This window comes from Streptomyces griseorubiginosus, assembly GCF_017614965.1.
Lineage (GTDB): Bacteria > Actinomycetota > Actinomycetes > Streptomycetales > Streptomycetaceae > Streptomyces > Streptomyces griseorubiginosus_B.
Genome location: NZ_WVUG01000110.1, coordinates 1 through 26,404 on the forward strand (window position 1 = coordinate 1; position 26,404 = coordinate 26,404).

The 26,404-nt window shown below is 70.0% G+C and carries 25 protein-coding genes and 1 riboswitch; of the genes, 10 read left to right on the forward strand and 15 right to left on the reverse strand.

Annotation, left to right across the window (positions count from 1 at the left end; genetic code table 11):
• From GRC12_RS21205 to GRC12_RS21235, 7 genes are all read right to left on the reverse strand, one after another.
• On the reverse strand, positions 1-438 hold a 438-nt coding region (locus GRC12_RS21205), incomplete at its 3' end, for a nucleotidyltransferase family protein (protein WP_208780952.1).
• A 27-nt stretch (positions 439-465) separates the two neighbouring features.
• Positions 466-1,476 carry a ribonucleotide-diphosphate reductase subunit beta gene (locus GRC12_RS21210; RefSeq protein ID WP_208780953.1) on the reverse strand — a complete coding sequence of 337 codons (1,011 nt, stop codon included), beginning with the start codon at positions 1,474-1,476 and terminating at the stop codon, positions 466-468.
• A complete protein-coding gene (locus tag GRC12_RS21215; RefSeq protein ID WP_208780954.1) occupies positions 1,476-3,815 on the reverse strand; it encodes a ribonucleoside-diphosphate reductase subunit alpha in 2,340 nt (779 codons plus the stop codon). Before GRC12_RS21215 ends, GRC12_RS21210 begins: the two co-directional genes overlap by 1 nt.
• A gap of 121 nt (positions 3,816-3,936) precedes the next feature.
• A riboswitch (cobalamin riboswitch) is annotated at positions 3,937-4,065 on the reverse strand.
• 62 nt (positions 4,066-4,127) lie between these two features.
• Complete coding sequence (locus GRC12_RS21220) at positions 4,128-4,628, reverse strand: GNAT family N-acetyltransferase (RefSeq protein WP_208780955.1); 501 nt, start codon at positions 4,626-4,628, stop codon at positions 4,128-4,130.
• 85 nt (positions 4,629-4,713) lie between these two features.
• Positions 4,714-6,342 (reverse strand): monocarboxylate uptake permease MctP, encoded by a 1,629-nt coding sequence (mctP, locus tag GRC12_RS21225; RefSeq protein WP_208780956.1) that lies wholly within the window; start codon positions 6,340-6,342, stop codon positions 4,714-4,716.
• Positions 6,339-6,593, reverse strand: coding sequence for a DUF3311 domain-containing protein (locus GRC12_RS21230; protein WP_208780957.1), 255 nt, complete (start codon positions 6,591-6,593; stop codon positions 6,339-6,341). The genes mctP and GRC12_RS21230 overlap by 4 nt, the downstream gene beginning before the upstream one ends.
• Before the next feature lie 156 nt (positions 6,594-6,749).
• On the reverse strand, positions 6,750-7,514 hold the full coding sequence (locus GRC12_RS21235) for a GntR family transcriptional regulator (RefSeq protein ID WP_208780958.1): 765 nt from the start codon (positions 7,512-7,514) through the stop codon (positions 6,750-6,752).
• A gap of 307 nt (positions 7,515-7,821) precedes the next feature.
• On the opposite strand from GRC12_RS21235, the gene GRC12_RS21240 reads away from it, so the two are divergent.
• From GRC12_RS21240 to GRC12_RS21255, 4 genes are all read left to right on the forward strand, one after another.
• Positions 7,822-9,102: an extracellular solute-binding protein gene (locus GRC12_RS21240; protein ID WP_208780959.1), complete on the forward strand. Its 1,281-nt coding sequence runs from the start codon at positions 7,822-7,824 to the stop codon at positions 9,100-9,102.
• Positions 9,103-9,201: 99 nt separating this feature from the next.
• Positions 9,202-10,194 carry a carbohydrate ABC transporter permease gene (locus GRC12_RS21245; protein ID WP_208780960.1) on the forward strand — a complete coding sequence of 331 codons (993 nt, stop codon included), beginning with the start codon at positions 9,202-9,204 and terminating at the stop codon, positions 10,192-10,194.
• Positions 10,191-11,048 carry a carbohydrate ABC transporter permease gene (locus tag GRC12_RS21250; RefSeq protein WP_208780961.1) on the forward strand — a complete coding sequence of 286 codons (858 nt, stop codon included), beginning with the start codon at positions 10,191-10,193 and terminating at the stop codon, positions 11,046-11,048. The genes GRC12_RS21245 and GRC12_RS21250 overlap by 4 nt, the downstream gene beginning before the upstream one ends.
• 8 nt (positions 11,049-11,056) lie before the next feature.
• A complete protein-coding gene (locus GRC12_RS21255; protein WP_208780962.1) occupies positions 11,057-12,544 on the forward strand; it encodes a glycoside hydrolase family 3 protein in 1,488 nt (495 codons plus the stop codon).
• A gap of 115 nt (positions 12,545-12,659) precedes the next feature.
• Here GRC12_RS21255 and nagB read toward each other — a convergent pair whose 3' ends face one another.
• A complete protein-coding gene (nagB, locus tag GRC12_RS21260; RefSeq protein ID WP_208780963.1) occupies positions 12,660-13,445 on the reverse strand; it encodes a glucosamine-6-phosphate deaminase in 786 nt (261 codons plus the stop codon).
• Between the two features lie 229 nt (positions 13,446-13,674).
• Here nagB and GRC12_RS21265 point away from each other — a divergent pair, with 229 nt between their 5' ends.
• The 3 genes from GRC12_RS21265 to GRC12_RS21275 all read left to right on the forward strand — a co-directional run bounded on the left by GRC12_RS21265 (position 13,675) and on the right by GRC12_RS21275 (position 16,920).
• Positions 13,675-14,745 (forward strand): SIS domain-containing protein, encoded by a 1,071-nt coding sequence (locus tag GRC12_RS21265; RefSeq protein WP_208780964.1) that lies wholly within the window; start codon positions 13,675-13,677, stop codon positions 14,743-14,745.
• A gap of 72 nt (positions 14,746-14,817) precedes the next feature.
• On the forward strand, positions 14,818-15,087 hold the full coding sequence (locus GRC12_RS46735) for a hypothetical protein (RefSeq protein ID WP_439959901.1): 270 nt from the start codon (positions 14,818-14,820) through the stop codon (positions 15,085-15,087).
• A 366-nt stretch (positions 15,088-15,453) separates the two neighbouring features.
• Positions 15,454-16,920 (forward strand): sensor histidine kinase, encoded by a 1,467-nt coding sequence (locus tag GRC12_RS21275; protein ID WP_133044755.1) that lies wholly within the window; start codon positions 15,454-15,456, stop codon positions 16,918-16,920.
• A 180-nt stretch (positions 16,921-17,100) separates the two neighbouring features.
• Here the strand turns inward: GRC12_RS21275 and GRC12_RS21280 are convergent, their stop codons facing one another.
• Positions 17,101-17,358, reverse strand: coding sequence for a WhiB family transcriptional regulator (locus GRC12_RS21280; RefSeq protein ID WP_006142322.1), 258 nt, complete (start codon positions 17,356-17,358; stop codon positions 17,101-17,103).
• Between the two features lie 320 nt (positions 17,359-17,678).
• Positions 17,679-18,647, reverse strand: coding sequence for a diacylglycerol/lipid kinase family protein (locus tag GRC12_RS21285; RefSeq protein ID WP_208780965.1), 969 nt, complete (start codon positions 18,645-18,647; stop codon positions 17,679-17,681).
• A gap of 171 nt (positions 18,648-18,818) precedes the next feature.
• Between GRC12_RS21285 and GRC12_RS21290 the strand changes: the two genes are divergently transcribed.
• Entirely contained in the window at positions 18,819-19,268 is a 450-nt protein-coding gene (locus GRC12_RS21290; RefSeq protein WP_208780966.1) for a hypothetical protein, read from the forward strand.
• A gap of 10 nt (positions 19,269-19,278) precedes the next feature.
• On the opposite strand, the gene GRC12_RS21295 is transcribed toward GRC12_RS21290, so the two are convergent.
• The 3 genes from GRC12_RS21295 to GRC12_RS21305 all read right to left on the reverse strand — a co-directional run bounded on the left by GRC12_RS21295 (position 19,279) and on the right by GRC12_RS21305 (position 21,357).
• Positions 19,279-20,427: an RNA polymerase sigma factor SigF gene (locus GRC12_RS21295; RefSeq protein ID WP_208780967.1), complete on the reverse strand. Its 1,149-nt coding sequence runs from the start codon at positions 20,425-20,427 to the stop codon at positions 19,279-19,281.
• Positions 20,424-20,837, reverse strand: coding sequence for an anti-sigma regulatory factor (locus GRC12_RS21300; protein WP_004925829.1), 414 nt, complete (start codon positions 20,835-20,837; stop codon positions 20,424-20,426). The genes GRC12_RS21295 and GRC12_RS21300 overlap by 4 nt, the downstream gene beginning before the upstream one ends.
• A 259-nt stretch (positions 20,838-21,096) precedes the next feature.
• Positions 21,097-21,357: a UBP-type zinc finger domain-containing protein gene (locus GRC12_RS21305; protein ID WP_133044572.1), complete on the reverse strand. Its 261-nt coding sequence runs from the start codon at positions 21,355-21,357 to the stop codon at positions 21,097-21,099.
• Between the two features lie 62 nt (positions 21,358-21,419).
• Between GRC12_RS21305 and GRC12_RS21310 the strand changes: the two genes are divergently transcribed.
• A complete protein-coding gene (locus tag GRC12_RS21310) occupies positions 21,420-23,015 on the forward strand; it encodes a Na+/H+ antiporter (protein WP_208780968.1) in 1,596 nt (531 codons plus the stop codon).
• A gap of 7 nt (positions 23,016-23,022) precedes the next feature.
• Here GRC12_RS21310 and GRC12_RS21315 read toward each other — a convergent pair whose 3' ends face one another.
• Positions 23,023-23,916 carry a 1-aminocyclopropane-1-carboxylate deaminase/D-cysteine desulfhydrase gene (locus tag GRC12_RS21315; RefSeq protein WP_208780969.1) on the reverse strand — a complete coding sequence of 298 codons (894 nt, stop codon included), beginning with the start codon at positions 23,914-23,916 and terminating at the stop codon, positions 23,023-23,025.
• A 22-nt stretch (positions 23,917-23,938) separates the two neighbouring features.
• A complete protein-coding gene (locus GRC12_RS21320) occupies positions 23,939-24,529 on the reverse strand; it encodes an N-acetylmuramoyl-L-alanine amidase (protein WP_208780970.1) in 591 nt (196 codons plus the stop codon).
• A gap of 299 nt (positions 24,530-24,828) precedes the next feature.
• Between GRC12_RS21320 and GRC12_RS21325 the strand changes: the two genes are divergently transcribed.
• Positions 24,829-26,235 (forward strand): family 2B encapsulin nanocompartment shell protein, encoded by a 1,407-nt coding sequence (locus tag GRC12_RS21325; RefSeq protein ID WP_208780971.1) that lies wholly within the window; start codon positions 24,829-24,831, stop codon positions 26,233-26,235.
• Positions 26,236-26,404 lie beyond the last annotated feature (169 nt).

The following is a 26,404-nucleotide window of genomic DNA, read 5'->3' on the forward strand; positions in this document are numbered from 1 at the left end:
GTCCCCCTCCAGCCGCACCCCCAGACAGCACGTCGTCGCCGCAAAGCTGTCGATCGCCGCCTCACTGGACCCGTACGGCGGGCACGGCACCCCGAACTTCTCCTCGTACCAGAGGTGCACCCGCGCCTCGTTGCGGATCTCGACCTCGGCCGGGAGGCCGGCGAAGACCTCCCGGCCGGCCCTGATCACGGCGTCCTCGGCCTCCCAGGACAGATCACGGTCGTCGAAGTAGAAGACGTCGTAGTCCTTGATGCCATGGGCCGGCGGCCGGTCCGTGACGACGTTCCACACCGTCTGGAACAGACACCCGGCCGTCAGATACCACCCGGGCAGGCCGAGCGTCGCGGTCCGCGCGAGCACCTCCGTCAGCACGTCGTTGCGGCACAACACCGCGCGCAGGGCGTCGAGTTGCTCATCGAGAGGGAGGCGGCCGGTCATCCCCCTGGCTTACCACAGCCGGGTCCGTCAGAAGTCCTCGTCCAGGTCGACCGTTCCCTCCACCGCCACCTGGTAGGCCGAGGGGCGGCGTTCGAAGAAGTTGGTCAGTTCCTGGACGCCCTGGAGTTCCATGAAGGAGAAGGGGTTCTCGGAGCCGTACACGGGAGCGAAGCCGAGGCGGGTGAGGCGCTGGTCGGCGACGCACTCGAGGTACTGCCGCATCGACTCGGTGTTCATCCCCGGCAGCCCCTCGCCGCACAGGTCGCGGGCGAACTGCAGCTCCGCCTCCACCGCTTCCCTCAGCATGTCCGTCACCTGCTCCCGCAGGCGGTCGTCGAAGAGGTCCGGCTCCTCCTTGCGCACGGTGTCGACCACGTCGAAGGCGAAGGACATGTGCATCGTCTCGTCGCGGAACACCCAGTTGGTGCCGGTGGCGAGACCGTGCAGCAGACCCCGGCTGCGGAACCAGTACACGTACGCGAAGGCACCGTAGAAGAACAGGCCCTCGATGCACGCGGCGAAGCAGATCAGGTTGAGCAGGAAGCGGCGGCGGTCGGCCCGGGACTCCAGCCGGTCCAGGTTCTCCACCGAGTCCATCCACCGGAAGCAGAACTCCGCCTTCTCACGGATGGAGGGGATGTTCTCGACGGCGTCGAAGGCGGCCGCGCGGTCCTCCGGATCGGGAAGATAGGTGTCCAGCAGTGTCAGGTAGAACTGGACGTGGACGGCCTCCTCGAAGAGCTGGCGCGACAAGTACAGCCGCGCTTCGGGGGAGTTGATGTGCTTGTAGAGGGTGAGCACCAGGTTGTTCGCCACGATCGAGTCGCCCGTGGCGAAGAAGGCGACCAGCCGGCCGATCAGGTGCTGCTCCATCGGGGACAGCTTCGCCAGGTCGGCCACGTCCGAGTGGAGGTCGACCTCCTCCACGGTCCAGGTGTTCTTGATGGCGTCCCGGTAGCGCTCGTAGAAGTCCGGGTAGCGCATGGGGCGCAGCGTCAGCTCGAAGCCGGGGTCGAGCAGGTTCTGGTTGCTGGGCATTACTGGCAGGCCTCGCAGGACTCGGGGTTTTCCAGGGAGCAGGCGACGGCGTCCGCCGCCGGTACGGGCACGGTCGCCCGTGCGGCGCGGGCGATGCGGGTCGCCGGGCGGGAGCGGAGGTAGTACGTCGTCTTCAGGCCCTGCTTCCAGGCGTACGCGTACATCGAGGAGAGCTTGCCGATGGTCGGCGTCTCCAGGAAGAGGTTCAGGGACTGGGACTGGTCGAGGTACGGCGTACGTGCCGCCGCCATGTCGATCAGGCCGCGCTGCGGGATCTCCCACGCCGTGCGGTACAGGCGCCGTACGTCCTCGGGGATCCACGCGAAGTCCTGCACCGAGCCGCCCGCCTCGCGCAGGGCCTCCCGGGTGCGGGCGTCCCAGACGCCGAGCTCCTTCAGCTCCCGTACCAGGTAGGAGTTGACCTGGAGGAACTCGCCGGACAGCGTCTCGCGCTTGAACAGGTTGGAGACCTGCGGTTCGACGCACTCGTACACACCGGCGATGGAGGCGATGGTCGCGGTCGGCGCGATGGCGAGGAGGAGGCTGTTGCGCAGGCCGGTCGCCGCGATCCGCGCGCGCAGCGCGGCCCAGCGCTCCGGCCAGGCGAGGTCGACGTCGTAGTGGTCGGGGTGCAGCACGCCCCGGGCGGTCCGGGTCTTCTCCCAGGCGGGCAGCGGGCCGTTCCGCTCGGCGAGGTCGGCGGAGGCCTCGTACGCGGCGAGCATGACGCGCTCGGCGATCCGGGTGGACAGGGCCTTGGCCTCGGGCGAGTCGAAGGGCAGCCGCAGCTTGAAGAAGACGTCCTGCAGCCCCATCGCGCCCAGGCCCACGGGACGCCACTTGGCGTTGGAGCGGCCCGCCTGCTCGGTCGGGTAGAAGTTGATGTCGACGACACGGTCCAGGAAGGTGACGGCCGTGCGGACGGTCTCGTCCAGCCGCTCCCAGTCCATGCCGTCGCCGGCCACGAAGGCACCCAGGTTGACCGAGCCGAGGTTGCACACCGCCGTCTCGCCGTCGTCGGTGACCTCCAGGATCTCCGTGCAGAGGTTGGAGGAGTGGACGACATGACCGGGGGTCGCCGTCTGGTTCGCGGCGCGGTTGGCGGCGTCCTTGAAGGTCATCCAGCCGTTCCCGGTCTGCGCGAGGGTGCGCATCATCCGGCCGTACAGCTCGCGGGCCGGGAGCGTCCTGCGGGCGAGCCCCGCCGCCTCCGCCTTGCGGTACGCCGCGTCGAACTCCTCGCCCCACAGGTCCACCAGTTCGGGCACGTCCGCCGGGGAGAACAGCGACCACCGTTCGTCGGCGTCGACCCGGCGCATGAACTCGTCCGGGACCCAGTGCGCGAGGTTCAGGTTGTGCGTACGGCGGGCGTCCTCACCGGTGTTGTCGCGCAGCTCCAGGAACTCCTCGATGTCGGAGTGCCAGGTCTCCAGGTAGACGGCCGCGGCGCCCTTGCGCCGGCCGCCCTGGTTCACGGCGGCGACGCTCGCGTCCAGCGTCTTCAGGAACGGGACGATGCCGTTGGAGTGGCCGTTGGTGCCGCGGATCAGCGAACCGCGGGCGCGGACGCGGGAGTAGGCGATGCCGATGCCGCCGGCGTGCTTGGAGAGACGGGCGACCTGGTGGTAGCGGTCGTAGATGGAGTCCAGCTCGTCCTTCGGGGAGTCCAGGAGGTAGCAGGACGACATCTGGGGGTGCCGGGTGCCGGAGTTGAAGAGGGTGGGGGAGGAGGGCAGGTAGTCGAGGCGGCTCATCAGGCCGTAGAGGGCGGCGACTTCGTCCAGGGCGCGGCGGCTGTCGTCCTCGGCGAGTCCGGCGGCCACCCTCAGCATGAAGTGCTGGGGCGTCTCGATCACCTTGCGGGTGATCGGGTGGCGCAGCAGGTAGCGGCTGTGCAGGGTGCGCAGGCCGAAGTAGCCGAACCGGTCGTCCGCGCGGCGGTCGATCAGCGCGTCCAGACGGTCTGCGTGGACGCGCACGAACTCGGCCGTGCGGTCGGCGATCAGGCCCTCGCGGTGCCCCACCGCCACGGACTTGGTGAACGACGTGACGCCCTGCGAGGCGGCCTCGGCGGCGATGCCGGTGCTCAGCAGCCGGGCGGCCAGCCTGCTGTAGGCGGGGTCCTCGGAGATGAGGCCGGCCGCCGCCTCGGTGGCCAGCTCACGCAGCTCCGCCTCGTCGGCCTGCGCCGACCGGCCGCGCAGGGCCGCGGCGGCGACCCGGCCGGGGTCCGCGTCGGGAAGGTCGGCGGTGAGCTCGGTCAGGGTCCGCAGCAGTGCGGTTCCCAGACCGTCGGTCTCCCTCGCCACTGAAGCCGGATCGGCTGGCGCGATGGTCACGTGGGGCTCTCCCTCGCTCGGCACGGGGCCTTGCGGGCAGGGGCAGCTCACGAGCGCACGGCGCATCGCGTCCACCGGCCCATTCCACGAGGCCCGGACGTCATGGCACCCGGGCCACGGCGGCCGGGGCGCACTGTCGGCAGGTCCTCGGACTGACGCCCACGCGCGGACGGACACGCATGGGTACACCGTTGCGGGACAGTTCCGGATTCACACCGGATTCCCCTGCGGCGACAGCGAGCATGAGCATACATCTTGTGCCGGGCGGGAACAGCACCCCCATATGTTGTGTCGCGGCGACTTCGCAGCGTGTCAGAGCGTCAACTCGTAGGTGAGGAGCGTGAAGGCGTCACCGGGGATCGGGTTCCAGTCGCGGCCGGGTGCGCGGCGGAAGCCCAGGCGCTCGTAGATGCGGTGCGCGGCGTGCATCTTCCGCTGGGTGGACAGCACCACGCCGGTGCACTCCGAGGCTCGCGCGCGGTCGACGCAGGCCCGTACCAGGGCCTCGCCGGCGCCCTGGCCGCGGGCCGCGCCGGCCACGGCCAGCATGCGGATCTCCGCCTCCCCGGGGCGGGCGAGGTCGGCCATCGGACCGCCGGCGGGGACGAAGGTGACGCCGCCGAGGAGGCTGCCGTCGCGGACGGCCACCAGCACGTCGGCGGCCGACGCCCGCTTGGCGACGTCCCGCAGCTCCTCCAGGTACCAGTCGCTCTCGCCGAAGGCCAGCAGACCGTCCTGCACGTAGGCCCCGGCGGTGATCTCGCCGAGGGTGCCGTACTCGCCGGGTTCCACCGGCCTGATCAGGATGTCCATGGGCCCGAGTGTGCCGGACGGGTACGACAACGGGCCGCCGGATTCCTCCGACGGCCCGCCGGCCGTGCCGTGTACGCCTCAGACCCTAGTGCGAGGTTCCCGCCGTCGCCGGGGGCAGTTCCACCTCCACCCCCGGATCGCCCGCGTCCGCCGTGTAGTCCTCCGGGCTGGTCTGATCGATGCCCTCGGGGGCCTTCAGCGCCTTCAGGGCGAAGGTGAGGACCACCGTCACCGCCACGTTCAGGACGAAGGCGGTGAGGCCGATGTAGCCGATCTCCCCGATGCCCGGGATCTCCTTCGACGAGCCGCCGAAGTGCTTCTGGGTGGGGGAGGCGACGCCGTACGCCGCGACCGTGCCGTAGACCATGCCGACCGCCCAGCCGGCGAGCAGGGCCCAGCGGTGGAACCAGCGGGTGAAGAGGCCGCCGACCAGGGACGGGAAGGTCTGCAGGATCCAGATGCCGCCGAGCAGCTGGAAGTTGATGGCGACCGTCTTGTCCATGGTGAGGACGAAGACCAGCGCGCCGACCTTCACCAGCAGCGACACGATCTTGGAGACCTGGGCCTCCTGCTTCGGCGTGGCGTCCGGCTTGATGAAGTCCTTGTAGATGTTGCGGGTGAAGAGGTTGGCGGCCGCGATGGACATGATGGCCGCCGGGACCAGCGCGCCGATGCCGATCGCCGCGAAGGCCACCCCGGCGAACCAGCTCGGGAACATGTTCTCGAAGAGCTGCGGGATCGCCAGCTGACCGTTGGTGACCTTGACCCCGGCCGCGATGGCCATGAAGCCCAGCAGCGCGAGCAGACCGAGCATCAGCGAGTACAGCGGCAGGATCGTGGTGTTGCGGCGGATCACCTCACGGCTCTTGGAGGAGAGCGTCGCGGTGATCGAGTGCGGGTACATGAAGAGCGCGAGCGCCGAGCCCAACGCCAGGGTGGCGTAGGTCCATTGGGCGGGCTCGGCCGGTGCCAGGGCGCCGCGCGGCTTGCCCGTCGCCGGGTTGGTCTGGGCGAAGGCGTGACCTGCCTTGGCGAAGATGTCGTCGAAGCCGCCCAGCTTGATCGGGATGTAGATGATCGCCACCGCGATGACGATGTAGATCAGCGTGTCCTTCACGAACGCGATCAGGGCGGGGGCCCGGAGGCCGGACGAGTAGGTGTAGGCCGCGAGCACACCGAAGGCGATCAGGAGCGGGAGGTCCTTCACGAACCAGTTGGTGTTCTCACCGCCGCCCACGCCCATGACGTCCAGCACGGCCTGGATGCCGACGAGTTGGAGCGCGATGTACGGCATCGTGGCGAGGATGCCGGTCAGCGCCACCGCCAGCGACAGGCCCTTGGAGCCGAAGCGGCCGCGCACGAAGTCCGAGGTCGTCACGTACCCGTGCTTGTGCGAGACCGACCACAGGCGCGGCAGGAACGTGAAGATCAGCGGGTAGACCAGGATCGTGTACGGCACGGCGAAGAAGCCGGCCGCGCCCGCCGCGTAGATCGCCGCCGGTACGGCGACGAAGGTGTACGCCGTGTACAGGTCGCCGCCGAGCAGGAACCAGGTGATCCAGGTGCCGAACGACCGTCCGCCCAGGCCCCATTCGTCGAGGCTGTGCTCGTTCTCGGCCTTGCGCCAGCGAGCGGCCAGGAAGCCCATGGCCGTGACGGCCAGGAAGAAGAAGATGAAGACGCCGAGCGCGACGCCGTTCACACCGTCCTTCACTTGCCCGCACCCCCCTTGCGGGCGCGCTGGTCACGCTGCCACAGCTTGTACGCGGTCATGGTCAGCGCGGTGGAGAGCAGCACCCAGAGCATCTGGTACCAGTAGAAGAACGGGATGCCGATGAACTCCGGGTCGGTCTTGGCGTAGGAGCCGACCCACAGCATCGCCACGAAGGGCGCGAGCAGGCAGACGGCGATGATCACGCGGACCGGGGTCACCACCGGTGGTCTCACTTCGGGTACTTCGGACATACGGCGGCTCCGTCCCCTCACGATCGCCTGTGATCACATGTGCAACGCGCAGGCAATGTAGGTCACGGCGTCGCGGCAGTGGAAGACCGCGTCGGGATATCGGTATGTCGATTCCGTGAAGACCGCGGCGGGGGTGGAACCCCCGCCCACTTCCCCTCAGTCGACGGGCCTCTTCAGCCGCGCCACGAACTTGTACCGGTCCCCCCGGTACACCGACCGCACCCACTCCACCGGCTGTCCGTCCCGGTCCAGGGAGTGGCGGGAGAGCATCAGCATCGGCAGGCCCACGTCGGTGCCGAGCAGGCCGGCCTCGCGCGGGGTGGCCAGCGAGGTCTCGATCGTCTCCTCGGCCTCGGCGAGATGGACGTCGTACACCTCGGCCAACGCCGTGTACAGAGACGTGTACTTGACCAGGGACCGGCGCAGGGCCGGGAAGCGCTTGGCGCTGAGGTGGGTGGTCTCGATGGCCATCGGCTCGCCGTTGGCCATGCGCAGCCGCTCGATGCGCAGCACCCGGCCGCCGGCCGTGATGTCGAGGAGCCCGGCGAGCCGGTCGTCGGCGGTGATGTAGCCGATGTCCAGCAGCTGGGAGGTCGGTTCCAGGCCCTGGGCGCGCATGTCCTCGGTGTAGGAGGTCAGTTGCAGCGCCTGGGAGACCTTCGGCTTGGCGACGAAGGTGCCCTTGCCCTGGATGCGTTCCAGGCGCCCCTCGACGACCAGTTCCTGCAGCGCCTGCCGCACGGTGGTGCGGGAGGTGTCGAACTCGGCGGCGAGGGTGCGCTCGGGCGGTACCGGCGTGCCGGGCGACTGTGTCTCCGTCATGTCCAGCAGGTGCTTCTTCAGGCGGTAGTACTTGGGCACGCGCGCCGTACGGACGCCTGCCCCGCCCTCGTTCTCCGCACTGCTGACGTCGGTACTCATGGTCTGCCTTCCCGGCTCCGGACGTGGGTCACGTCGTGATCCCCTCTGTATACCGTCGCCACCTGTTCTGGTCTAGTCCACAGAGGCAAGTGGTCTAGCGGACGAGACTACTCCGCCACCGCTGTTTTCGCTGGCTTCTTACTTAAAGGTTCTTGCATATGTAGGTCGCATAACGGCTGGTCAGAGCCTTTTCGAGCACTCTTGACAGGCTTCGTGGTCTGGTCCAAGCTCCCGGTACTGGTCTACACCATTGGTTCAGGTCCCGGCGTATGGGCGGGGAGGTGTGGGCATCCCTGAGGAGGGTGGCGTGAAGCGCAAGCTGGCAGCCGCGATCGGTATCGCGGGCATGATGGTCTCGGTCGCTGCGTGTGGGGGCAGCGACAACAAGAGCTCGACGTCCGGCTCCGACGCCAAGGAGCTGACGGTCTGGCTCACCGTCGACGCCCAGAACAACTGGCCGAACCTCGTGAAGGCCGCCGACGCGGCCGTCGAGAAGGCCCACCCCGGCATCAAGATCAACCACGAGTACTACGGCTGGCCGGACAAGAACACCAAGCTCGACGCGGTCCTGGCCACCGACAAGGTGCCGGACGTGGTCGAGATGGGCAACACCGAGATGCTGAGCTACATGGTCAAGGGCGCCTTCGCCCCCGTCGACCCCGCGAAGTTCACCAACTCCTCCGCCTGGCTGGACGGCCTGAAGGCCTCGGTGACGTACGACGGCAAGACCTACGGCGTCCCGTACTACGCGGGCGGCCGGGTCGGCAACTGGCGCAAGGACCTCTTCGCCTCGGTGGGTGTGAAGTCCACGCCGAAGACGTACGCCGAACTCACCGCCGCCCTCGACAAGGTGCAGGCGAAGGAGGGCGACAAGTTCTCCGCCTGGTACCAGCCCACCCGTGACTGGTACGCGGCCATGTCCTTCGTCTACGACGCCGGCGGCTCCATAGCCAAGCAGGACGGCGGCCAGTGGAAGGGCAACCTCTCCTCGCCGGAGTCCATCAAGGGCCTCACCGAGTTCAAGAACGTCATCGACAAGTACATGCACGGTGACAAGACCAAGGACGAGTCCGACCGTTACATCGTCTACGGCCAGGGCAAGTCCGGCATGATCTTCGGTGCCGCCTGGGAGGGCGCGACCGCCGCCGACCCGAAGAACGACAAGACCGGCAAGCTCAAGAACAACCTCGAGAACTTCGTGATGCCGGGTCCGTCCGGCAAGAACATGCCCGTCTTCCTGGGCGGTTCGGACCTCGCCATCCCGGTCAAGTCCAAGGCGCAGGGCGTCGCCGCCGAGTGGATCAACGCCTTCACCGGCCCCTCCGGTCAGAAGGGCCTGATGGCCAAGGGCAACCTGCCCAACAACAAGACCGACCTCCAGACCCTGAAGAACGACCCCGCGACGGCGGTCCCGGCCACCGCGGCCGAGTCCAACTGGTTCGTCCCGATGGCGCCCGGCTGGGGCCAGGTCGAGAAGGCCCAGGTGCTGCAGACCATGCTGCAGAGCATCGGCACCGGCAAGCAGTCGGTCCAGGCCGCCGCGAAGGCCGCGGACGCCGCCATCGACAAGGTCATCAACACCAAGTGACCTGAGGGCAGGGCCCTTTCGACCCCGGGGCAACGTCCGGGGCGGGGGCCCTGCCTCTCGTACGACCGTACGACCTGAGGGACCGCTGAGGAGCGCGCGATGAGTGCCGCAGACACGACCACCCCTGCCAAGGTGCCGCCGCCGCGGCAGGCGCCGCCGTCACCACCGTCCGCCCCGAACGCGCCACGCAGAGGCCGCGCTTCGGGCGGCGCGGCCACACCGTGGCTGCTGCTCGCCCCCTGTCTGCTGATCCTCGCCCTGGTCATGGGCTACCCCATGGTCCGCCTGGTCACCCTGTCCTTCCAGAAGTTCGGGCAGTCCCAGCTGTGGGGCTTCCAGCCGGCCGAGTGGGTCGGGTTCGCCAACTTCACCGGGGTGCTGGGCGACACCCAGTTCTGGCAGGTCGTGCTGCGCACGATCGTCTTCGCCGCCGGGTCGGTCATCTTCACGATGGTCCTCGGCATGCTGGTCGCGCTGCTGCTGCAACGCGTCTCCGGCTGGGTGAAGACACTGGTCAACATCGTGCTGGTGGCCAGCTGGGGCATGCCGATCATCGTCGCCACGACCGTCTTCAAGTGGCTGTTCGACAGCGACTACGGCATCCTCAACGCGTTGCTCAGCAAGCTGCCCGGGGTGGAGCTGATCGGCCACAACTGGTTCGCGAGCGGCCCGCAGGGCCTGGCCGTCATCATGCTGCTGGTGGTCTGGGGCGCCGTGCCCTTCGTCGTCATCACCCTCAGCGCCGGACTCACCCAGGTCCCGGCGGAGTTGGAGGAGGCGGCCCGGCTGGACGGCGCGGGCTCCTGGGGCGTCTTCCGGTACGTCACCCTGCCCATCCTCAAGCCGATCATCGTGATGCTCACGACCCTCTCGGTCATCTGGGACATGGGCGTCTTCCCGCAGGTCTTCGTGATGCGCGACGGCCATCCCGAGGACGAGTTCCAGCTCCTGACCACCTACTCCTACGACCGCGCCTTCCAGGTCAACGACTACGCGCAGGGCTCCGCGATCGCCCTGATCACCGTGCTGTTGCTGCTGGGCGTGGTCGCCGTGTACATGCGCCAGATGCTGAAGATCGGAGACGTCGAATGACCGGCATGAGCGGTGCGATCACCACGCGGCGGCGGCCCCGCACGTCCAAGCTCGGCTGGAACCTCCTCGGTCTCCTCGTCTTCCTGACCGCCGGCTTCCCCGTCTACTGGATGCTCAACACGGCGATCAAACCGGCCAAGGACACCATCGACCCCGACCCGAGCCTCTTCCCGACCGGCTTCACCCTGGCCAACTTCCGCCGGGCGCTGGACATCGCGGACTTCTGGGGCCCGGTCGGCCGCAGCCTGATCGTCTCGCTGTCGGTCGTGGTGATCGGCATGGTGGTCGGCCTGCTGGCGGCGCTCGCCATCTCCCGGTTCGCCTTCCGCGGCCGCAAGGTCGTCATCATCGGCATCCTCGCCGTCCAGATGGTCCCGCTGGTGGCCATGATCATCCCGGTCTTCCTGCTCCTCAACGACCTGGAGCAGTACGACAAGCTCTCGGGCCTGATCATCACGTACCTGACGTTCATCCTCCCCTTCACGGTGTGGACGCTGCGCGGCTTCATCGTCAACATCCCCCGGGAACTGGAGGAGGCGGCGATGGTCGACGGCTGCTCCCGCACCGGCGCCTTCATCCGCGTGGTCTTCCCGCTGCTGGCCCCCGGCATGGTCGCCACCTCGGTCTACGCCTTCATCCAGGCCTGGAACGAGTACATCTACGCCCTCATGCTGCTCAGCCAGCAGCACCAGACCGCGACCGTCTGGCTCGGCAACTTCACCACCAAACACGGCACCGAGTACGCCCCGATGATGGCCGGCGCCACCATGATGGCCGTGCCGATCGTCGCCCTCTTCCTCCTCGTCCAGCGCAAGATGGCCGCGGGCCTGACCGCGGGCGCCGTGAAGGGATAACGCCCCCGATGACCACAATCGCCAGCGGCTCAGACACCCTGACCCGCGACGCCCTCACGGTCCTGCAACCGGGCTTCACCGGCACCACCGCCCCCGACTGGCTGCTGCGCCGCCTCGGGGAGGGCCTCGCCTCCGTCGGCCTCTTCGGCCGCAACATCGCCTCCACCGAACAACTGGCGGCCCTGACCGCGCAGTTGCGCGCCGAGCGGGACGACGTGCTGGTCGCCGTCGACGAGGAGGGCGGTGACGTCACCCGTCTGGAGGTGCGCACCGGCTCCTCCTTCCCCGGCAACAACGCGCTGGGCGCGGTCGACGACGTGGAACTGACCCGGCAGGTCGCCGCCGAACTGGGCCGCCGCCTCGCCGCCTGCGGGGTGAACCTCAACTGGGCCCCCTCCGCCGACGTCAACTCCAACCCCGCGAACCCGGTCATCGGCGTGCGCTCCTTCGGCGCCGACACCGACCTGGTGGCCCGGCACACGGCGGCCTACGTCACCGGCCTGCAGTCCGCCGGGGTCGCCGCCTGCACCAAGCACTTCCCGGGCCACGGGGACACGGCCGTCGACTCCCACCACGCGCTCCCGCGTATCGACGTCCCCGCCGAGGTGCTCTCGGCCCGCGAACTCGCCCCGTTCCGCGCGGCCCTCGCCGCCGGCACCCGGGCCGTCATGAGCGCCCACATCCTGGTCCCGGCCCTGGACCCGGTCCGCCCCGCGACCCTGTCCCGCCCGGTCCTGACCCGGCTGCTGCGCGGCGAACTCGGCTACGACGGCCTGATCGTCACCGACGGCATGGAGATGCAGGCGATCGCCGCCACGTACGGCATCGAACGCGGCAGCGTCCTGGCCATCGCGGCCGGCGCCGACGCGATCTGCGTGGGCGGCGGCCTCGCCGACGACGAGACGGTACGGCGGCTGCGCGACGCCCTGGTCACGGCGGTCCGCAGCGGCGAACTCCCCGAGGCCCGCCTGGCGGACGCGGCGGAACGGGTACGGACCCTGGCCCGCTGGACGGCCGCGGCGGGCGCCGCCGACGCCAGGCCGCCGGCCGACGAGGAGGTGGGTCTGCGCGCGGCCCGCCGCGCCCTCAGACTGACGTCCGCCCAGCCCTTCACGCCCCTCAGCGAGCCGCCCTACGTCGCCGCCCTCACCCCGGGCGCCAACATCGCCGTGGGCGAGGAGACCCCCTGGGGCTTGGCCGCGGAACTCTCCCGGCTGCTCCCGGGCACCGAAACGGGAACGTTCGCCGGCGAGGACGCGGGCCTCGCCACCCTGGCGGCGGCCGGCCGCCGCCGGATCGTGGCGGTGGTCCGCGACGAACACCGCCACCCCTGGATGGGGAGGGCCCTGGACACCGTCCTGCGCACCCGCCCCGACACCATCGTGGTCGAGATGGGCCTCCCCCAGGCCCAAGCCCGAGGCATCCTCCACATAGCCACCCACGGCGCGGCCCGAGTCTGCGGCCGAGCGGCGGCGGAGATCATCGCGGGGGAGTAGTCCCACGCAAGGCTGTTCCTTCGGCGCGCGACAGGCGCCGGCCCCTTTCAGGGTCCGGCGCCTGCAATGTCGTCAGGGGCCCGGGGCTGTAGCGACCCGCACCCCGCGACAACCGCTAAATCCCCTGCCACTCCGGCTTGTTCACATACGTGTGCCGAAAATAGTCCGCCAGCTTCAGCTTCGAAGCAGCGGCCTCATCCACAACCACCGTCGCATGCGGATGCATCTGCAACGCCGACGCCGGACACACGGAGGCAAGCGGCCCCTCAACCGTCGCGGCGACCGCCTCCGCCTTCCCTTCCCCCGTCGCGAGCAGCACCACATGCCGAGCCTCGAGGATCGTCCCGATCCCCTGCGTGATCACGTGGTGCGGCACCGCCTCGACGTCCCCGTCGAAGAACCGCGCGTTGTCCACCCGCGTCTGCTCGGTCAGCGTCTTGATCCGCGTCCGCGAGGCCAGAGAGGAGCACGGCTCGTTGAAGCCGATGTGCCCGTCCGTCCCGATCCCGAGCAACTGCAGGTCCACGCCCCCGGCCGCCGCCAGCGCCGCGTCGTACGCCTCGCACGCGCCCTGCACGTACTCGGCCGTGCCGTCGGGCCCCAGGAACGCCTCCATGCCGATGCCGAGCGGCTCCAGGACCTCGCGCCGGAGCACGGAACGGTACGACTCGGGGTGCTCGGCCGGCAGGCCCACGTACTCGTCGAGCTGCGCTATCCGCGCCCGTGAGACGTCCACGGCACCGGCGCGCACCCGGGCCGCCAGCGCCTCGTACACGGGCAGCGGAGTCGACCCCGTGGCCACGCCGAGCAGCGCGTCCGGCTTGCGCCGCAACAGCCGTGCCATGGCCTCGGCGACGAGCTCGCCACCCGACCTGGCGTCCGGAACGATGACAACTTCCACGCTGGGCCTGCCGTTCTGAAGGACCGTGAAGGACTATGTGGTTGAGACGGACTATGTGGTTTAGACCAATCTGTGCGGGGTCAATCTAACAGAGCGCGATCTCGCGGCCCAGGGTCGTCCGAACCCTGAAACCGCCCGCTCGGGAGCCGTTCACGCGCTGGACGGGCACCATGGGGGCCGGGGGAGTGCAATGGGTACCGCAGCGCAGCCCGATCCAGGAGGAACCACCATGACCGCCACGCCACCGGAGCCGCAGACCGACGTCCCGGGCCGGATCATGGCCCGTGAGATGGCCGAGCAGCCCGCCGTACTGCGGCGGATCCTGGACGAGGGCGCCCCGGCGATCCGGCAGGTGGCCCAGGAGATCGCCGCCCGCGGGCCCCGGTTCGTGCTGCTGACCGCGCGCGGCACCTCCGACAACGCCGCCCTGTACGCCAAGTACCTGCTGGAGATCCGCCTCGGCCTGCCCTGCGGACTGACCTCGATGTCCACCACCACGGCGTACGGCGCCCGCCCCGACCTCACGGACGTCCTGGTGATCACCGTCAGCCAGTCCGGCGGCTCCCCTGATCTGGTGGCCTCGACCCGCGCGGCCCGCGAGGCCGGCGCGATCACCCTCGCCGTCACCAACAACCCCGACTCACCGCTGGCCGGCGTCTCCGAGTACCACGTCGACATCATGGCCGGACCGGAGAAGGCGCTCCCGGCGACCAAGACGTACACCGCCTCCCTCCTCGCCCTCTACCTCTTCGTCGAGGGACTGCGCGGCGGCGACGGCGGCGCCGCGAAGGTGCTCCCGGACCTCGCCGAGCAGCTGCTCGCCCGGCAGGACGAGGTCCGCGCCCTCGCCGCCCGCTACCGCTTCGCCGAGCGCATGGTCATCACCTCCCGCGGCTACGGCTATCCCACGGCCAAGGAGGCGGCGCTGAAGCTGATGGAGACGAGCTACATCCCTGCTCTCTCCTACTCCGGCGCCGACCTGCTGCACGGCCCGCTCGCCATGGTCGACAACGTCTCCCCGGTCATCGCGGTGGTCACCGACGGCAAGGGCGGCGAGGCCCTCCAGCCGGTCCTGGACCGGCTGCGCGGCCGCGGCGCGGATCTCTTCGTCGTCGGTCCCCGGGAGCAGGTCGAGCGGGCCTCGGCCGGTCTGGTGCTGCCCACGGAGGGCGTCGCCGAGGAGGTCCAGCCGATCCTGGAAATCATCCCCCTCCAGCTCCTCGCCTACGAGGTCACCATCGCCCGCGGCCAGGACCCGGACGCCCCCCGCGCCCTGGCGAAGGTGACGGAGACCCACTGATCCCTTCGTCGGCACCCGTTGCGCGGTTCCGGCCATGGTGGACGGCGACGGGACGAGCACGGCGCCCCGAGCGTGTACGCCGCCTTCGGCGACACGCGCGCGCTGTTCGACGAGGTCGTGACCGTCCACCGGGCCCGCCACGGCGCCTACACCGACCGCGCGCTCACCGAGGAGCCCACCGCCCGGACGGCCGTCGAGGGAGTCCCCGCGCGCGGCGCAACGGCGACATCGGCCGCGTTCGAGAGCCGTATCCGGGCCGGCGTCACCGCGGGCGGACGGGGTGAGCCGAGAGCAGTCGGCTGCCCTCGCCGAAATTGCATGTCCATCTGGCCCCGCACATGAACCCACACGGGTTAGGCTGCGTGATGGACAACAGGGCGTCCCCGTAGCCGTCGAGCCGGTCGGGAAATAACAACAACCAACAGGCTCCAACGCATGGACACGCACAGTGGTCTAGTCCACAATTGAAGCGAACTTCCGCCCTCCCCGCACAGGAGGACGGACCGAGGAACCGGAGCTCTCTGCCCTGACTGCCCCGGCTCCTCGACCTTCGGCCGACCGGGACCGCACACCCCGCGGCCGATGCTGCTCCGGGCTGCGGTGCCGGGAGGGTTGAGGGTCCCTCCCAGGCGCCGCGGCCCGCGGGTGTCTTGAGGCCGCTTTTCGGCCACCCACATACCGCCAGGTACGCTCGCACCCGTGCCCTCCATGAACGAACTGGTCCGCCAGCACACCGCCCTCGACGACTCCGACCTCGAGTGGCTCCACCTGCTGGTCTCGGAGTGGCAGCTGCTCTCCGACCTCTCCTTCGCCGACCTCGTCCTGTGGGTGCCCACCAGCGACGGCACCCGGTACGTCTCCGTCGCCCAGATGCGGCCCAACACCGGCCCCACCTCCTACCAGGACGACATGGTCGGCCACCTCGTCCCGCGCGGCCGCCGCCCGATGCTGGACGCGGCGCTCGACGAGGGCCGGATCGTGCGCGAGGGCGACCCCGAGTGGCGGGAGGAGGTCCCGGTCCGGGTCGAGTCGATCCCGGTGCGACGGGAGGGGCGCGTCCTCGGTGTCATCGCGCGCAACACCAACCTGCTCACCGTGCGCACCCCGAGCCGGCTCGAACTGACCTATCTGCAGAGCGCCTCCGACCTCGCGCAGATGATCGCGGCCGGCGCCTTCCCCTTCGCGAACCAGCAGATGGACATGGACGCCGCCCCACGCGTGGGCGACGGCCTGATCCGTCTCGACGCGGACGGCATCGTCCAGTACGCCTCCCCGAACGCCCTGTCCGCCTACCACCGCATGGGCCTCGCCTCCGACCTCGTCGGCCAGCACCTCGGCCGGACGACGGCCGAACTCGCCCCGACCCGCGGCCCGGTGGACGAGGCCCTCGCCAAGGTGGCCAGCGGCTGGGCGCCCCGCGAGTTCGAGATCGAGGCCCACGACGGGGTCATCCAGTTCCGCGCGATCCCGCTCAAGCCCAAGGGCACCCGCATCGGTTCGCTGGTCCTGCTCCGGGACGTCACCGAACTGCGCCGCCGCGAGCGCGAGTTGATCACGAAGGACGCCACCATCCGGGAGATCCACCACCGGGTGAAGAACAACCTCCAGACCGTGGCGGCCCTGTTGCGTCTGCAGGCCCGCCGCATCGAGTCCGACCGCGGCCGGGAGGCCCTGGAGGAGGCGGTGCGCCGGGTCGGCTCGATCGCGATCGTGCACGAGACGCTCTCCCAGAACCTGGACGAGCGCGTGGAGTTCGACGAGATCGCCGACCGGGTGCTCGCGATGGTCGCCGAGATCTCGCCGGGCAAGGTCACCGGCCGGCGCAGCGGCCGCTTCGGCATCCTGGACGCCGAGGTCGCCACCCCGCTGTCGATGGTTCTCACCGAAGTCCTGCAGAACGCCCTCGAACACGGCTTCCGCGAGGGCGAGACCGGCACGGTCGAGGTCTCCGCCGTCCGTGGCGGCACCACCAAGGAGGCCCGCCTCCTGGTCACCGTCCAGGACGACGGCGTCGGCCTGCCCGAGGGCTTCGACCCGCACACCGCGGGAAACCTCGGCCTGCAGATCGTACGGACCCTGGTGGAGGGCGAGTTGGGCGGTACGTTCGACATGGTGCCGGCGCCGGAGCGGGGGACCCGGGTGATCTTCGACGTACCGGTGCGGGCGCACAAGTAGTCCGCGGAGGTAAGCCGCGAGCACAGCAAAAAGCCCCGGATCCGGGGGGATCCAGGGCCAGTCGCTCGTTGCTGCTCTATTGCTAGGCGCACCGGGGATACTGCGCGCTGCGGCTCGGGGGCGGGAGATGCGTACTCGCTGTACGCGCCGCCAAGCTCAGGCTGTCGCGGGGCGGGTGGGTCAGGCGGAGGCCTGACGGGCCCGGTTGCGGGCGGCGCGGCGCTTCATGGCGCGGCGCTCGTCCTCGCTGAGACCACCCCAGACGCCGGAGTCCTGACCGGACTCGAGCGCCCACTGCAGACACTGATCCATGACGGGGCAGCGACGGCAGACGGCCTTGGCTTCCTCGATCTGCAGCAGCGCAGGACCGGTGTTGCCGATGGGGAAGAAGAGCTCGGGGTCTTCCTCGCGGCAAACGGCGTTGTGACGCCAGTCCATGGCTGCTACCTCTCCTTGGTATTACGTGCAGGTTGCTTGTGAATGTGAACGCTTTCACGAATCCCTCAACAAGTGAAGGGCCGACCGCCGAGTCTTCCCCGGCGTGGTCCTGAGATTGAAGAGGGGTTCCGGTGATCTGTGGATGCCGGTGTTGCGGGCTGTCCCGATCGCCACGTAGAGACTCGCAAACCTCAGCGGCGGATACAACCCCTTCCGGAAAGTTTTTTTTGATTCCTCGGTGTCGACTAGGTCACAGCCGTACTTCCATGGGGTGGACCCTGGCCTAAACGTTCGAGTGAAAGGACTTTAGCCCCTTCTGCTCACACAATCACACGCAGTGCACGGCGTACGCCTGTGAACGTCACGCTCGTACGCAGTCCGAGGTGGTCGCCGTCCATCTGAAGGGGGAGAGGCGCCTTCGAATGCAAGGTGAACCCGTCCAGGTCGTGCAGGGACACGACGTGCTTTCCATGGGGTCCCCGCTCGGGGGACGAAGTGAGCAACTGCGTGGCATACCGGGCAGCCGACACCGTGGACATGCGGCTGACGCCGAGTACGTCGAGCCCGGTATCGAACGAAGCCTTAGGCGACGCGTACACCGGACGATTGCCCAGATACGTCCAGGGCGACGTGTTGCAGATTATGGACATCACCAGATCGGTCACCGGTTCCTCGCCGGGCCGCTCCAGGGTGATGGTGCCGTGCCGCCGGTGCGGCTCCTGCAGGAACTGGCGGGCGACCTGGCGCAGGTAAAGGGCGTGTGTGGACTTCTTGCCCAGTTCGCGCTGCTGCTCCACCCGGCCGACCACACCGGCGTCGAAACCGAGCCCCGCGCAGAAGGTGAACCAGCGCGCGGGCACCGCCTCGTCCTCGGTCCCCGGCGTCCCCGTGGCCAGACCCATGCCGACCGCGCGCTCGCTGCCCTGGTGCAGGGCGTCCAGCACGGCGCCCGTCGCCTCGACGGCGTCGTTGGGCAGGCCCAGGGCGCGGGCGAAGACGTTGGTGGAGCCGCCCGGGACCACGGCGAGGCGGGGCAGGCCGTCCGGATTGGGGCCGGCGTGCAACAGACCGTTGACGACCTCGTTGACCGTGCCGTCGCCGCCGAGGGCCACCACGAGGTCGATGTCGTCGCTGTCGGCGGCCTGCCGGGCCAGGTCGCGTGCGTGGCCGCGGTACTCGGTGGTGACCGCCTCGAGCTTCATCTCGCTCGCCAGCGCGTGGATCAACACATCGCGTCTGCGTGCGCTGGTGGTGGTTGCCGCCGGGTTGACCACGAGGAGTGCACGCATGAGTTGCAGCGTACCTACTGCCTGGTACCGGGCACAGCGCGAGGTAGGGATCAGGTAAGAGGAGGGGGCGTGAGTCTCGCCACCCGGGGCCGGCTCAACCCCGCCGAGAGGACCTGCGTCCCGCGTGCCCGCCCCCGCGCCGGGCGGCCTCCCCAGGGCTACCCTTCAGGGGTGACCAGTGAGAAGACCCCCGCCACCGAGGAAGACACCGGCCCCCGCCCGCGGCGCCTGACGTACGCCGCCGCGCTCGCCGGGCTGGAAGGGCTCGCGCTGGCCGTCGGGGGCGTCTGGATGCTCGTGGAGGGCCTCGTGGGCGACCCGGACGACCGGGGCTCCGCCGTCACCGGCGGCGTCACCCTGCTCGTCCTGGCGCTGCTGCCCCTGCTGGCCGCGCGCGGACTCCTGGCGCGCAGGAGTTGGAGCCGGGGTCCAGCCGTGATCACCCAGGTCATGGCGCTGCCGGTGGCCTACAACCTGTTGCAGGCCGACAGCGTGGCGATCCCCGCCGGGATCGCGCTGGCGGTCGTCGCCGTCACCGCCCTGGTGCTGCTGGTCAACCCGGTCACGACCCAGGCCCTCGGGATCAAGGGTCCGGGCCGCGCCCAGGACGGCAAGCAGTAGTGCCGTAGGGCTACTCCTCCACCAGCAGCTTCTCCCGCAGCTGGGCCAGGGTGCGGGCCAGCAGCCGGGAGACGTGCATCTGGGAGATGCCGACCTCCTGCGCGATCTGCGACTGGGTCATGTTCCCGAAGAAGCGCAGCAGCAGGATCCGCTTCTCCCTCGGCGGCAGGTCCTCCAGCAGCGGTTTGAGCGACTCGCGGTACTCGACGCCCTCCAGCGCCTCGTCCTCGGCGCCCAGGGTGTCCGCGACCGCCGGGGACTCGTCGTCGGTGTCGGGGACGTCCAGGGACAGCGTGGAGTAGGCGTTGGCCGACTCCAGGCCCTCCAGGACCTCCTCCTCCGAGATCGCCAGCTTCTCGGCGAGCTCGTGCACGGTCGGGGAGCGGCCGTGCTGCTGGGACAGCTCCGCGGTGGCTGTGGTGAGCGCCAGCCGCAGCTCCTGCAGGCGCCGCGGCACCCGCACCGCCCAGCCCTTGTCGCGGAAGTGGCGCTTGATCTCGCCGACGACCGTCGGGGTCGCGTAGGTCGAGAACTCCACCCCGCGGTCCGGGTCGAAGCGGTCGACGGACTTGATCAGGCCGATGGTGGCGACCTGGGTGAGGTCGTCCAGCGGCTCGCCGCGGTTGCGGAAGCGGCGCGCGAGATGCTCGACCAGCGGCAGGTGCATACGGACCAGCTTGTTGCGCAGCTCCGCGTACTCCGGGCTGCCGTCCTTCAGCCCACGCAGTTCGACGAACATCGCGCGCGCTCCGCTGCGGTCCTGTGCGTCGTGCTGCGTGGCCTGCTGCACGCTCTGCGCGTCCTGCTGCTCGTCTCGCTCGTGCTCGCTCATCGTCCCGCCCGTTGTCCTTCGCCCGGCCCTCGCCTGCGGCGGGGCCGGGGTGATCCCGTTCGGCCCGTCCGCAGGGGTGCCAGGCGCGGCGCCTTCCCGATCCCGCCGGCCGCCGTCGTCCAGGAAGCCGGTCGCCGCCGCGGGGCCGGCGTCCTCCTCCGGATGCGGCCTGGCCTGCTCGGGAATGCCGCCCATGCCCGCCGTGACCTCGATGCCGGCCCTGTCGTCGACGGGCTCCCCCGTGTGACGGGACCCGCCTGTGCCCTCGGCCGGCAGCTCCCGTGTGCCGCGCTCTTCGTCACGCACCGGCCCGTCCCCTGTCCTCACGCCGGCCCGGGTCCCGCGCCGCGCTGTTTGTAGAGGCTGATCGAAACGGTTTTGTCCTCGTCCACGGCGGAGGAGACCTTGCCCGCGAGAGCGGACAGCACGGTCCAGGCGAAGGTGTCCCGCGAGGGGGCGTGACCGTCCGTGGTCGGGGCCGAGACGGTCACCTCGAGAGAGTCGTCGACGAGCCGGAAGACACAGCTGAGCACCGAGCCGGGCACGGCCTGCTGCAGCAGGATCGCGCAGGCCTCGTCAACCGCGATGCGCAGGTCCTCGATCTCGTCGAGGGTGAAGTCCAAACGGGCCGCGAGGCCGGCCGTGGCCGTACGCAGCACCGACAGGTAGGCACCCGCGGCCGGCAGCCGGACTTCCACGAAGTCCTGGGTCGCGGGCTCGCCTGCGATCTGGGACACCCTCACCTCCATGGTGGTACAAGCTTTACGGGGCCGAGGGTCGCCCCCCGGGGTAACGCGATGTGTGGTTCAGCGGTGACGCTATCGCGCTCTCAACTTTCCTGTCCCCGGGACCCCGACCCCTTGCCGTCACTCACAGTAAAACTGTGGACACGCTCCGTGTCTAGGGGTCTGCGGCTCCCAATGGGAAGAAGGCGCGCCGGGTTGACGTACCCAGACGTCAGACGGTCGAACCGTCCTGGAACCCTGGCGTCCAGGGTCACACAAGTACGTGGTCGACGAAGCACCAACGCCAGTTCTCACCGGGCTCGAACGTGCGCATGATCGGGTGGCCGGAGTCCTTGTGGTGCTCCGTCGCGTGCCGGTTCGGCGAGGAGTCGCAGCAGCCGACGTGGCCGCAGGTGAGGCACAGCCGCAGCTGCACCGGGTGCGTGCCGTCGCGCAGACACTCCAGGCACGTCTCGCTGAGCGGACCGGGTTCCGGGAGCGGCAGCGCTTCGGCGTGCGTGCACTGTTTCATGATTGCCAGATTACGACGCCCGTGCGGAGGGCCGCGCGGAAAAACGAGGGTGGGCGAGGACGATGGACGTGATGCCACTGCTGTTGCTGGTGGCGGGCAGCACCGCGGTCGCCGCGGCCGCGCGCCGCACCCCGGTGCCGGCGCCGCTGTGGCTGGTGGCGGTGGGGCTGGTGGTGTCGTACGTGCCGGGGGTGCCCGACTACACGCTCGATCCGGACATCGTGCTCCCCCTGGTGCTGCCGCCGCTGCTGCACAAGGAGGCGGTCGAGAGCTCGTACCTCGACCTGCGGAAGAACGTGCGGCCGGTGGCGCTGCTGTCGGTGGGGTACGTACTGTTCGCCACGTTCGTCGTCGGCTGGGTCACCTATCTCGTCGTCCCGGGGCTGCCGCTGCCCGCGGCGCTGGTACTGGGGGCGGTCGTGGCGCCCACGGACGCGGTCGCGGCGGCCGCGGTCGCCCGGCGGGTCGGACTGCCGTCCCGGATCACCACGATCCTGCAGGGCGAGTCCCTGCTGAACGACGCGACCGCGATCACCGCCTACCGGGTGGCCGTCGCGGCCGCCGTCGGCGAGGGCGCGTCCTGGATCGGCGGGATCGGCGAGTTCCTGCTGGCTGCGGTCGGCGGTGTGGTGGTCGGACTGGTGCTGATGGCGCCGATCCACTGGCTGCGCACGCATGTGAAGGAGGCGCTGCTGCAGAACACCATGTCGCTGCTGATCCCGTTCGTCGCCTACGCCGTCGCCGAGGCGGTGCACGCCTCCGGTGTGCTCGCGGTCGTGGTCGTCGCCCTCTACATCGGGCACCGCGCGTGGGAGGTCGACTTCGCCACCCGGCTCCAGGAGGAGGCGGTGTGGAAGATGGTCGCGTTCGTGCTCGAGTCGGCGGTCTTCGCGCTCATCGGGCTGCAACTGCCGGTCGTGCTCAAGGGACTCGGGGACTACCGGGGCGTCGACGCCGCCTGGTACGCGCTCGCCGTCTTCCTGGTGGTCGTCCTGGCCCGGTTCGTCTGGGTGTATCCGGGGACCTTCGTGCCCCGCATGCTGTCCTCGCGGATCAGGGAACGCGAGGACAACCCCACCTGGAGGGGTCCGATCGTCACCTCGTGGGCCGCGATGCGCGGTGTCGTCTCACTGGCCATCGCCTTCTCCATCCCGCTCACCGTGCACGACGGCGGCCCCTTCCCGCAGCGCAACCTGATCCTCTTCCTGACCTTCACGACGGTCATCGGGACCCTGGTGGTGCAGGGCCTCACCCTGGCCCCGCTGATCCGCCTGGTGCGGTTCCCCGCCAAGGACGCGCAGGCCGAGACCCTCGCCGAGGCCAACGCGCAGGCCCAGGCCTCCCGGGTCGCCGAGCAGCGCCTGGACGAACTGCTCACCGACGAGCGCAACACCCTCCCGCCGCCCCTCGCCGACCGCCTCCGCCAGGTCCTGGAGCGCCGCCGCAACGCCGTCTGGGAGCGCCTGGGCCAGACCAACCCGGTCACCGGCGAGTCCGTCGACGACACCTACCGCCGCCTGTCGCGGGAGATGATCGGCGCCGAACGCGCGATGTTCGTACGGCTGCGCGACGGCCGCTACATCGACGACGAGATGCTGCGCACCCTGCTGCGGCGCCTTGACCTGGAGGAGGCGGCGGCCTACCGGGAGACGGCGTAGACGGACGCTAGGGGAGGGGCCGCCCGGTGATCACGGCCGCGATCGTCGTCCCGCGCTCGAACGCCCCCTCCTCCGCCAGGGCGACAAGTCCATGGAGCAACTTGGCGACATACAGGCGCTCCACCGCCACGCCGTGACGTTCCTCGAAGTCCTCGGCGAAGGTGTCGAGTTCGGTGGGCACACGCGCGTAGCCGCCGAAGTGGAAGCGTTCGTCCAGGGTCCAGTCGCCGCGGGGGCCGCCGAAGGACTCCTGCTGGAGGGCTCTTATGCCGGCGGTGAGGAAGCCGCCTTTGAGGACGGGTATGCCGAGGGCGCGCTGGGCGGGGGACAGGCCCGCGGCCAGGCCCGCCAGGGTGCCGCCGGTGCCGCAGGCCACGGCGACCACGTCCGCCTGCCCGCGCAGCTCCTCGCCCAGGACCCGGCAGCCGCGCACCGCCTCCGCGTTGCTGCCGCCCTCCGGGACCACGTACGCGCCCTCCGCGCCCGCCGCGCGCAGCACGCGCGCGAGGACGTCCGGTTCGGTCTTGCGGCGGTACGTCGACCGGTCGACGAAGTGCAGCCGCATGCCGTCGGCCGCGCACCGGGCGAGCGAGGCGTTGAGGGGCCGGGTGGCCAGTTCCTGCCCGCGGACCACGCCGACCGTGGGCAGCCCGAGGAGCCGCCCGGCGGCCGCCGTGGCCCGCAGGTGGTTGGAGTAGGCCCCGCCGAAGGTGACGAGCGGCCGGCCGCCGCAGGCCTCGATGTTCGGCACGAGCTTGCGCCACTTGTTGCCGATCAGCTCCGGGTGGATGAGGTCGTCCCGCTTGAGGAGAAGACGCAGACCACGGCGGTCGAAACGGGGGTCCGACAGCTCCCGCAGGGGGGAGGGGAGGCGCGGTCGCAGGGTGTCGAGGCCGGTCACGGCTCCATTGTGACCCGGTGCGTCACTTCAGGCGGTCGCGGATGCGCTCGCGCAGCCACGCCATCGTGAAGCCGCGCGGGTCCACCTTGCCCGGCTGCCACTCCAGGTGGCCGATCACCGAGCGTTCCGTCCAGCCGTGGTGCCGGCACACCGCTGCCGCCGCCTTCTCCACGGCCTCCAGCTGGGCCCGGGGCCAGGGGTCGTGCCCGTCGCCGAGGTTCTCGCACTCGAAGCCGTAGAAGTGGCGGTTGCCGTCGGTGTTCGCCTCGTTGTCGGGCGGCAGCGCCTTCTCGGCGATCACCGCGCGCAGCACGTCGTCGTCGCCCAGGCCCGCGTGGTTGGCGCGGCCGTAACCGACGATGTGGACCGTGCCGTCCTTGGTGATGACCCCGTGGCAGAGGGGGCCGGGCAGGCCGGCGTAGCCGTCGCGGCACAGCTCGACCGTGTGCTCGCTGCCGCTGGTGGCCGTGTGGTGGATCACCACCCCGTGCACCGGGCCCCACGGACCCTTGTGATTGCGGTTGTGATGTTCCCAGTCGCCGACCTCGACGACGGTGAGGCCCTCCGCCAGGAGCCCCGCCCGAAAAGCGCCCGCGGACATGGGTGAGGCCATGACCGCCTCCTTCGTGCATGCCGTGCCGACGACCGCCCGACGCGACCGCCCGTGCCAGGGCCTTTTACCTAAAGTGAGTAGGCGATTACACATGGTGCTCGCGGCCACCGAACGGATCCGGCCATTCCGTGCGTCGGACTGCTGGACGAAAGCCTTCTTCGTGCCCACCGATCCGAAGATCCAACCCCGCTCTTTCGTGTAATAGCACCAGCACGCTCCGTGATGGAAGGCTGGTCCGTGCAGATCGCAATGCGGCGGCTCCGACCGTGCCGCCGCATGACCGGGAGGGCAATTCTCATATGTCGGTAGGCGAAGAGGTCCGTTCGGAGCAGGGCAAGCCGCAGCAGAGTCTCGCCACGGCCGCCGCGCGGAACCTGGCCACCACGACCAAGTCCGCGCCCCAGATGCAGGAGATCAGCTCCCGCTGGCTGCTGCGCATGCTGCCCTGGGTCAACGTCCAGGGCGGTACGTACCGGGTGAACCGGCGCCTGACGTACGCGGTGGGGGACGGCCGCATCACCTTCGTGAAGACAGGCGACCGGGTGGAGGTCATCCCCGCGGAGCTCGGCGAACTGCCCGCGCTGCGCGACTACGAGGACGACGAGGTGCTCTCGGAGCTGGCCCAGCGCTGCCGGCAGCAGGAGTTCCCGCCGGGCTCGGTGATCGCCTCCTTCGGCGGCGCGACCGACGAGGTCCATCTGCTGGCGCACGGCAGGGTGGAGAAGGTCGGCACGGGCCCCTACGGCGACGACGCGGTCCTCGGCGTGCTCGCCGACGGCGCCTACTTCGGTGACGCGGCACTGCTCAGCCCGGACGCCATCTGGGAGTGCACCATCCGCGCGGCCACCGCGTGCACGGTACTGACCCTGTCCCGGCAGGACGTCGAACAGGTCGCGGAGCGCTCCGACTCCCTGCGCGAACACCTCCAGCACGTGCGCTCGATCCCCGAGCAGCACACCAACAAGTACGGCGAGAAGGCCGTCGACCTCGCCGCCGGCCACAGCGGCGAACCGGACATCCCGCACACCTTCGTCGACTACGAGGCGAGGCCCCGCGAGTACGAACTGAGCATCGCCCAGACCGTGCTGCGCATCCACTCGCGCGTCGCCGACCTCTACAACCAGCCGATGAACCAGACCGAGCAGCAACTGCGGCTCACCGTTGAGGCGTTGAAGGAGCGCCAGGAACACGAACTCGTCAACAACCGCGAGTTCGGCCTGCTGCACAACTGCGAGTACGACCAGCGGCTCCAGCCGCACGACGGTGTGCCCAGCCCCGACGACCTGGACGAGCTGCTCAGCCGGCGGCGCGGCACCAAGCTGCTGCTCGCCCACCCGCGCGCGATCTCCGCGATCGGCCGCGAGCTCAACAAGCGCGGGCTCGTCCCCGAGACCATCGAGGTGGCCGGCAACCGTATCCCGACCTGGCGTGGCGTGCCGATCTACCCCTGCAACAAGATCCCGGTCACCGAGGCCCGTACGTCCTCGATCATCGCCATGCGCACCGGCGAGGCCGAGCAGGGCGTGATCGGGCTGCAGCAGGCGGGCATCCCGGACGAGATCGAGCCGAGCCTGTCCGTCCGGTTCATGGGCATCAACGAACAGGCGATCATCAAGTACCTCGTGACGGCGTACTACTCGGCCGCGGTCCTGGTGCCGGACGCGCTCGGGGTCCTGGAGAACATCGAGATCGGCCGCTGGAGGTGACCTTTCTCCACCCGGGAGCCGTGTCCCCGCAGCCCGGCCGGGGTAGACCCCGGTCGTACGCGACCGGCCCGAGCGGAAGCGCCACCGTCCGCGGACTGACCGAGGGGGACCCCATGGCCGAGTTCCTGACGGAGGCGAAGCGGCACCCCGCCGGGGGGAGGGAGGGCCG

What these genes read in the sequence shown, in the direction of transcription:
- GRC12_RS21320 (WP_208780970.1), bottom strand. Translation starts at nt 24,529, where the DNA reads ATGGCCTCACCCATGTCCGCGGGCGCTTTTCGGGCGGGGCTCCTGGCG.
- GRC12_RS21305 (WP_133044572.1), bottom strand. Translation starts at nt 21,357, where the DNA reads ATGAAACAGTGCACGCACGCCGAAGCGCTGCCGCTCCCGGAACCCGGT.
- GRC12_RS21255 (WP_208780962.1), top strand. Translation starts at nt 11,057, where the DNA reads ATGACCACAATCGCCAGCGGCTCAGACACCCTGACCCGCGACGCCCTC.
- GRC12_RS21210 (WP_208780953.1), bottom strand. Translation starts at nt 1,476, where the DNA reads ATGCCCAGCAACCAGAACCTGCTCGACCCCGGCTTCGAGCTGACGCTG.
- GRC12_RS21275 (WP_133044755.1), top strand. Translation starts at nt 15,454, where the DNA reads ATGAACGAACTGGTCCGCCAGCACACCGCCCTCGACGACTCCGACCTC.
- GRC12_RS21310 (WP_208780968.1), top strand. Translation starts at nt 21,420, where the DNA reads ATGGACGTGATGCCACTGCTGTTGCTGGTGGCGGGCAGCACCGCGGTC.
- GRC12_RS21280 (WP_006142322.1), bottom strand. Translation starts at nt 17,358, where the DNA reads ATGGACTGGCGTCACAACGCCGTTTGCCGCGAGGAAGACCCCGAGCTC.
- GRC12_RS21265 (WP_208780964.1), top strand. Translation starts at nt 13,675, where the DNA reads ATGACCGCCACGCCACCGGAGCCGCAGACCGACGTCCCGGGCCGGATC.
- GRC12_RS21250 (WP_208780961.1), top strand. Translation starts at nt 10,191, where the DNA reads ATGACCGGCATGAGCGGTGCGATCACCACGCGGCGGCGGCCCCGCACG.
- GRC12_RS21230 (WP_208780957.1), bottom strand. Translation starts at nt 6,593, where the DNA reads ATGTCCGAAGTACCCGAAGTGAGACCACCGGTGGTGACCCCGGTCCGC.
- GRC12_RS21245 (WP_208780960.1), top strand. Translation starts at nt 9,202, where the DNA reads ATGAGTGCCGCAGACACGACCACCCCTGCCAAGGTGCCGCCGCCGCGG.
- GRC12_RS21325 (WP_208780971.1), top strand. Translation starts at nt 24,829, where the DNA reads ATGTCGGTAGGCGAAGAGGTCCGTTCGGAGCAGGGCAAGCCGCAGCAG.
- GRC12_RS21285 (WP_208780965.1), bottom strand. Translation starts at nt 18,647, where the DNA reads ATGCGTGCACTCCTCGTGGTCAACCCGGCGGCAACCACCACCAGCGCA.
- GRC12_RS21220 (WP_208780955.1), bottom strand. Translation starts at nt 4,628, where the DNA reads ATGGACATCCTGATCAGGCCGGTGGAACCCGGCGAGTACGGCACCCTC.
- GRC12_RS21235 (WP_208780958.1), bottom strand. Translation starts at nt 7,514, where the DNA reads ATGAGTACCGACGTCAGCAGTGCGGAGAACGAGGGCGGGGCAGGCGTC.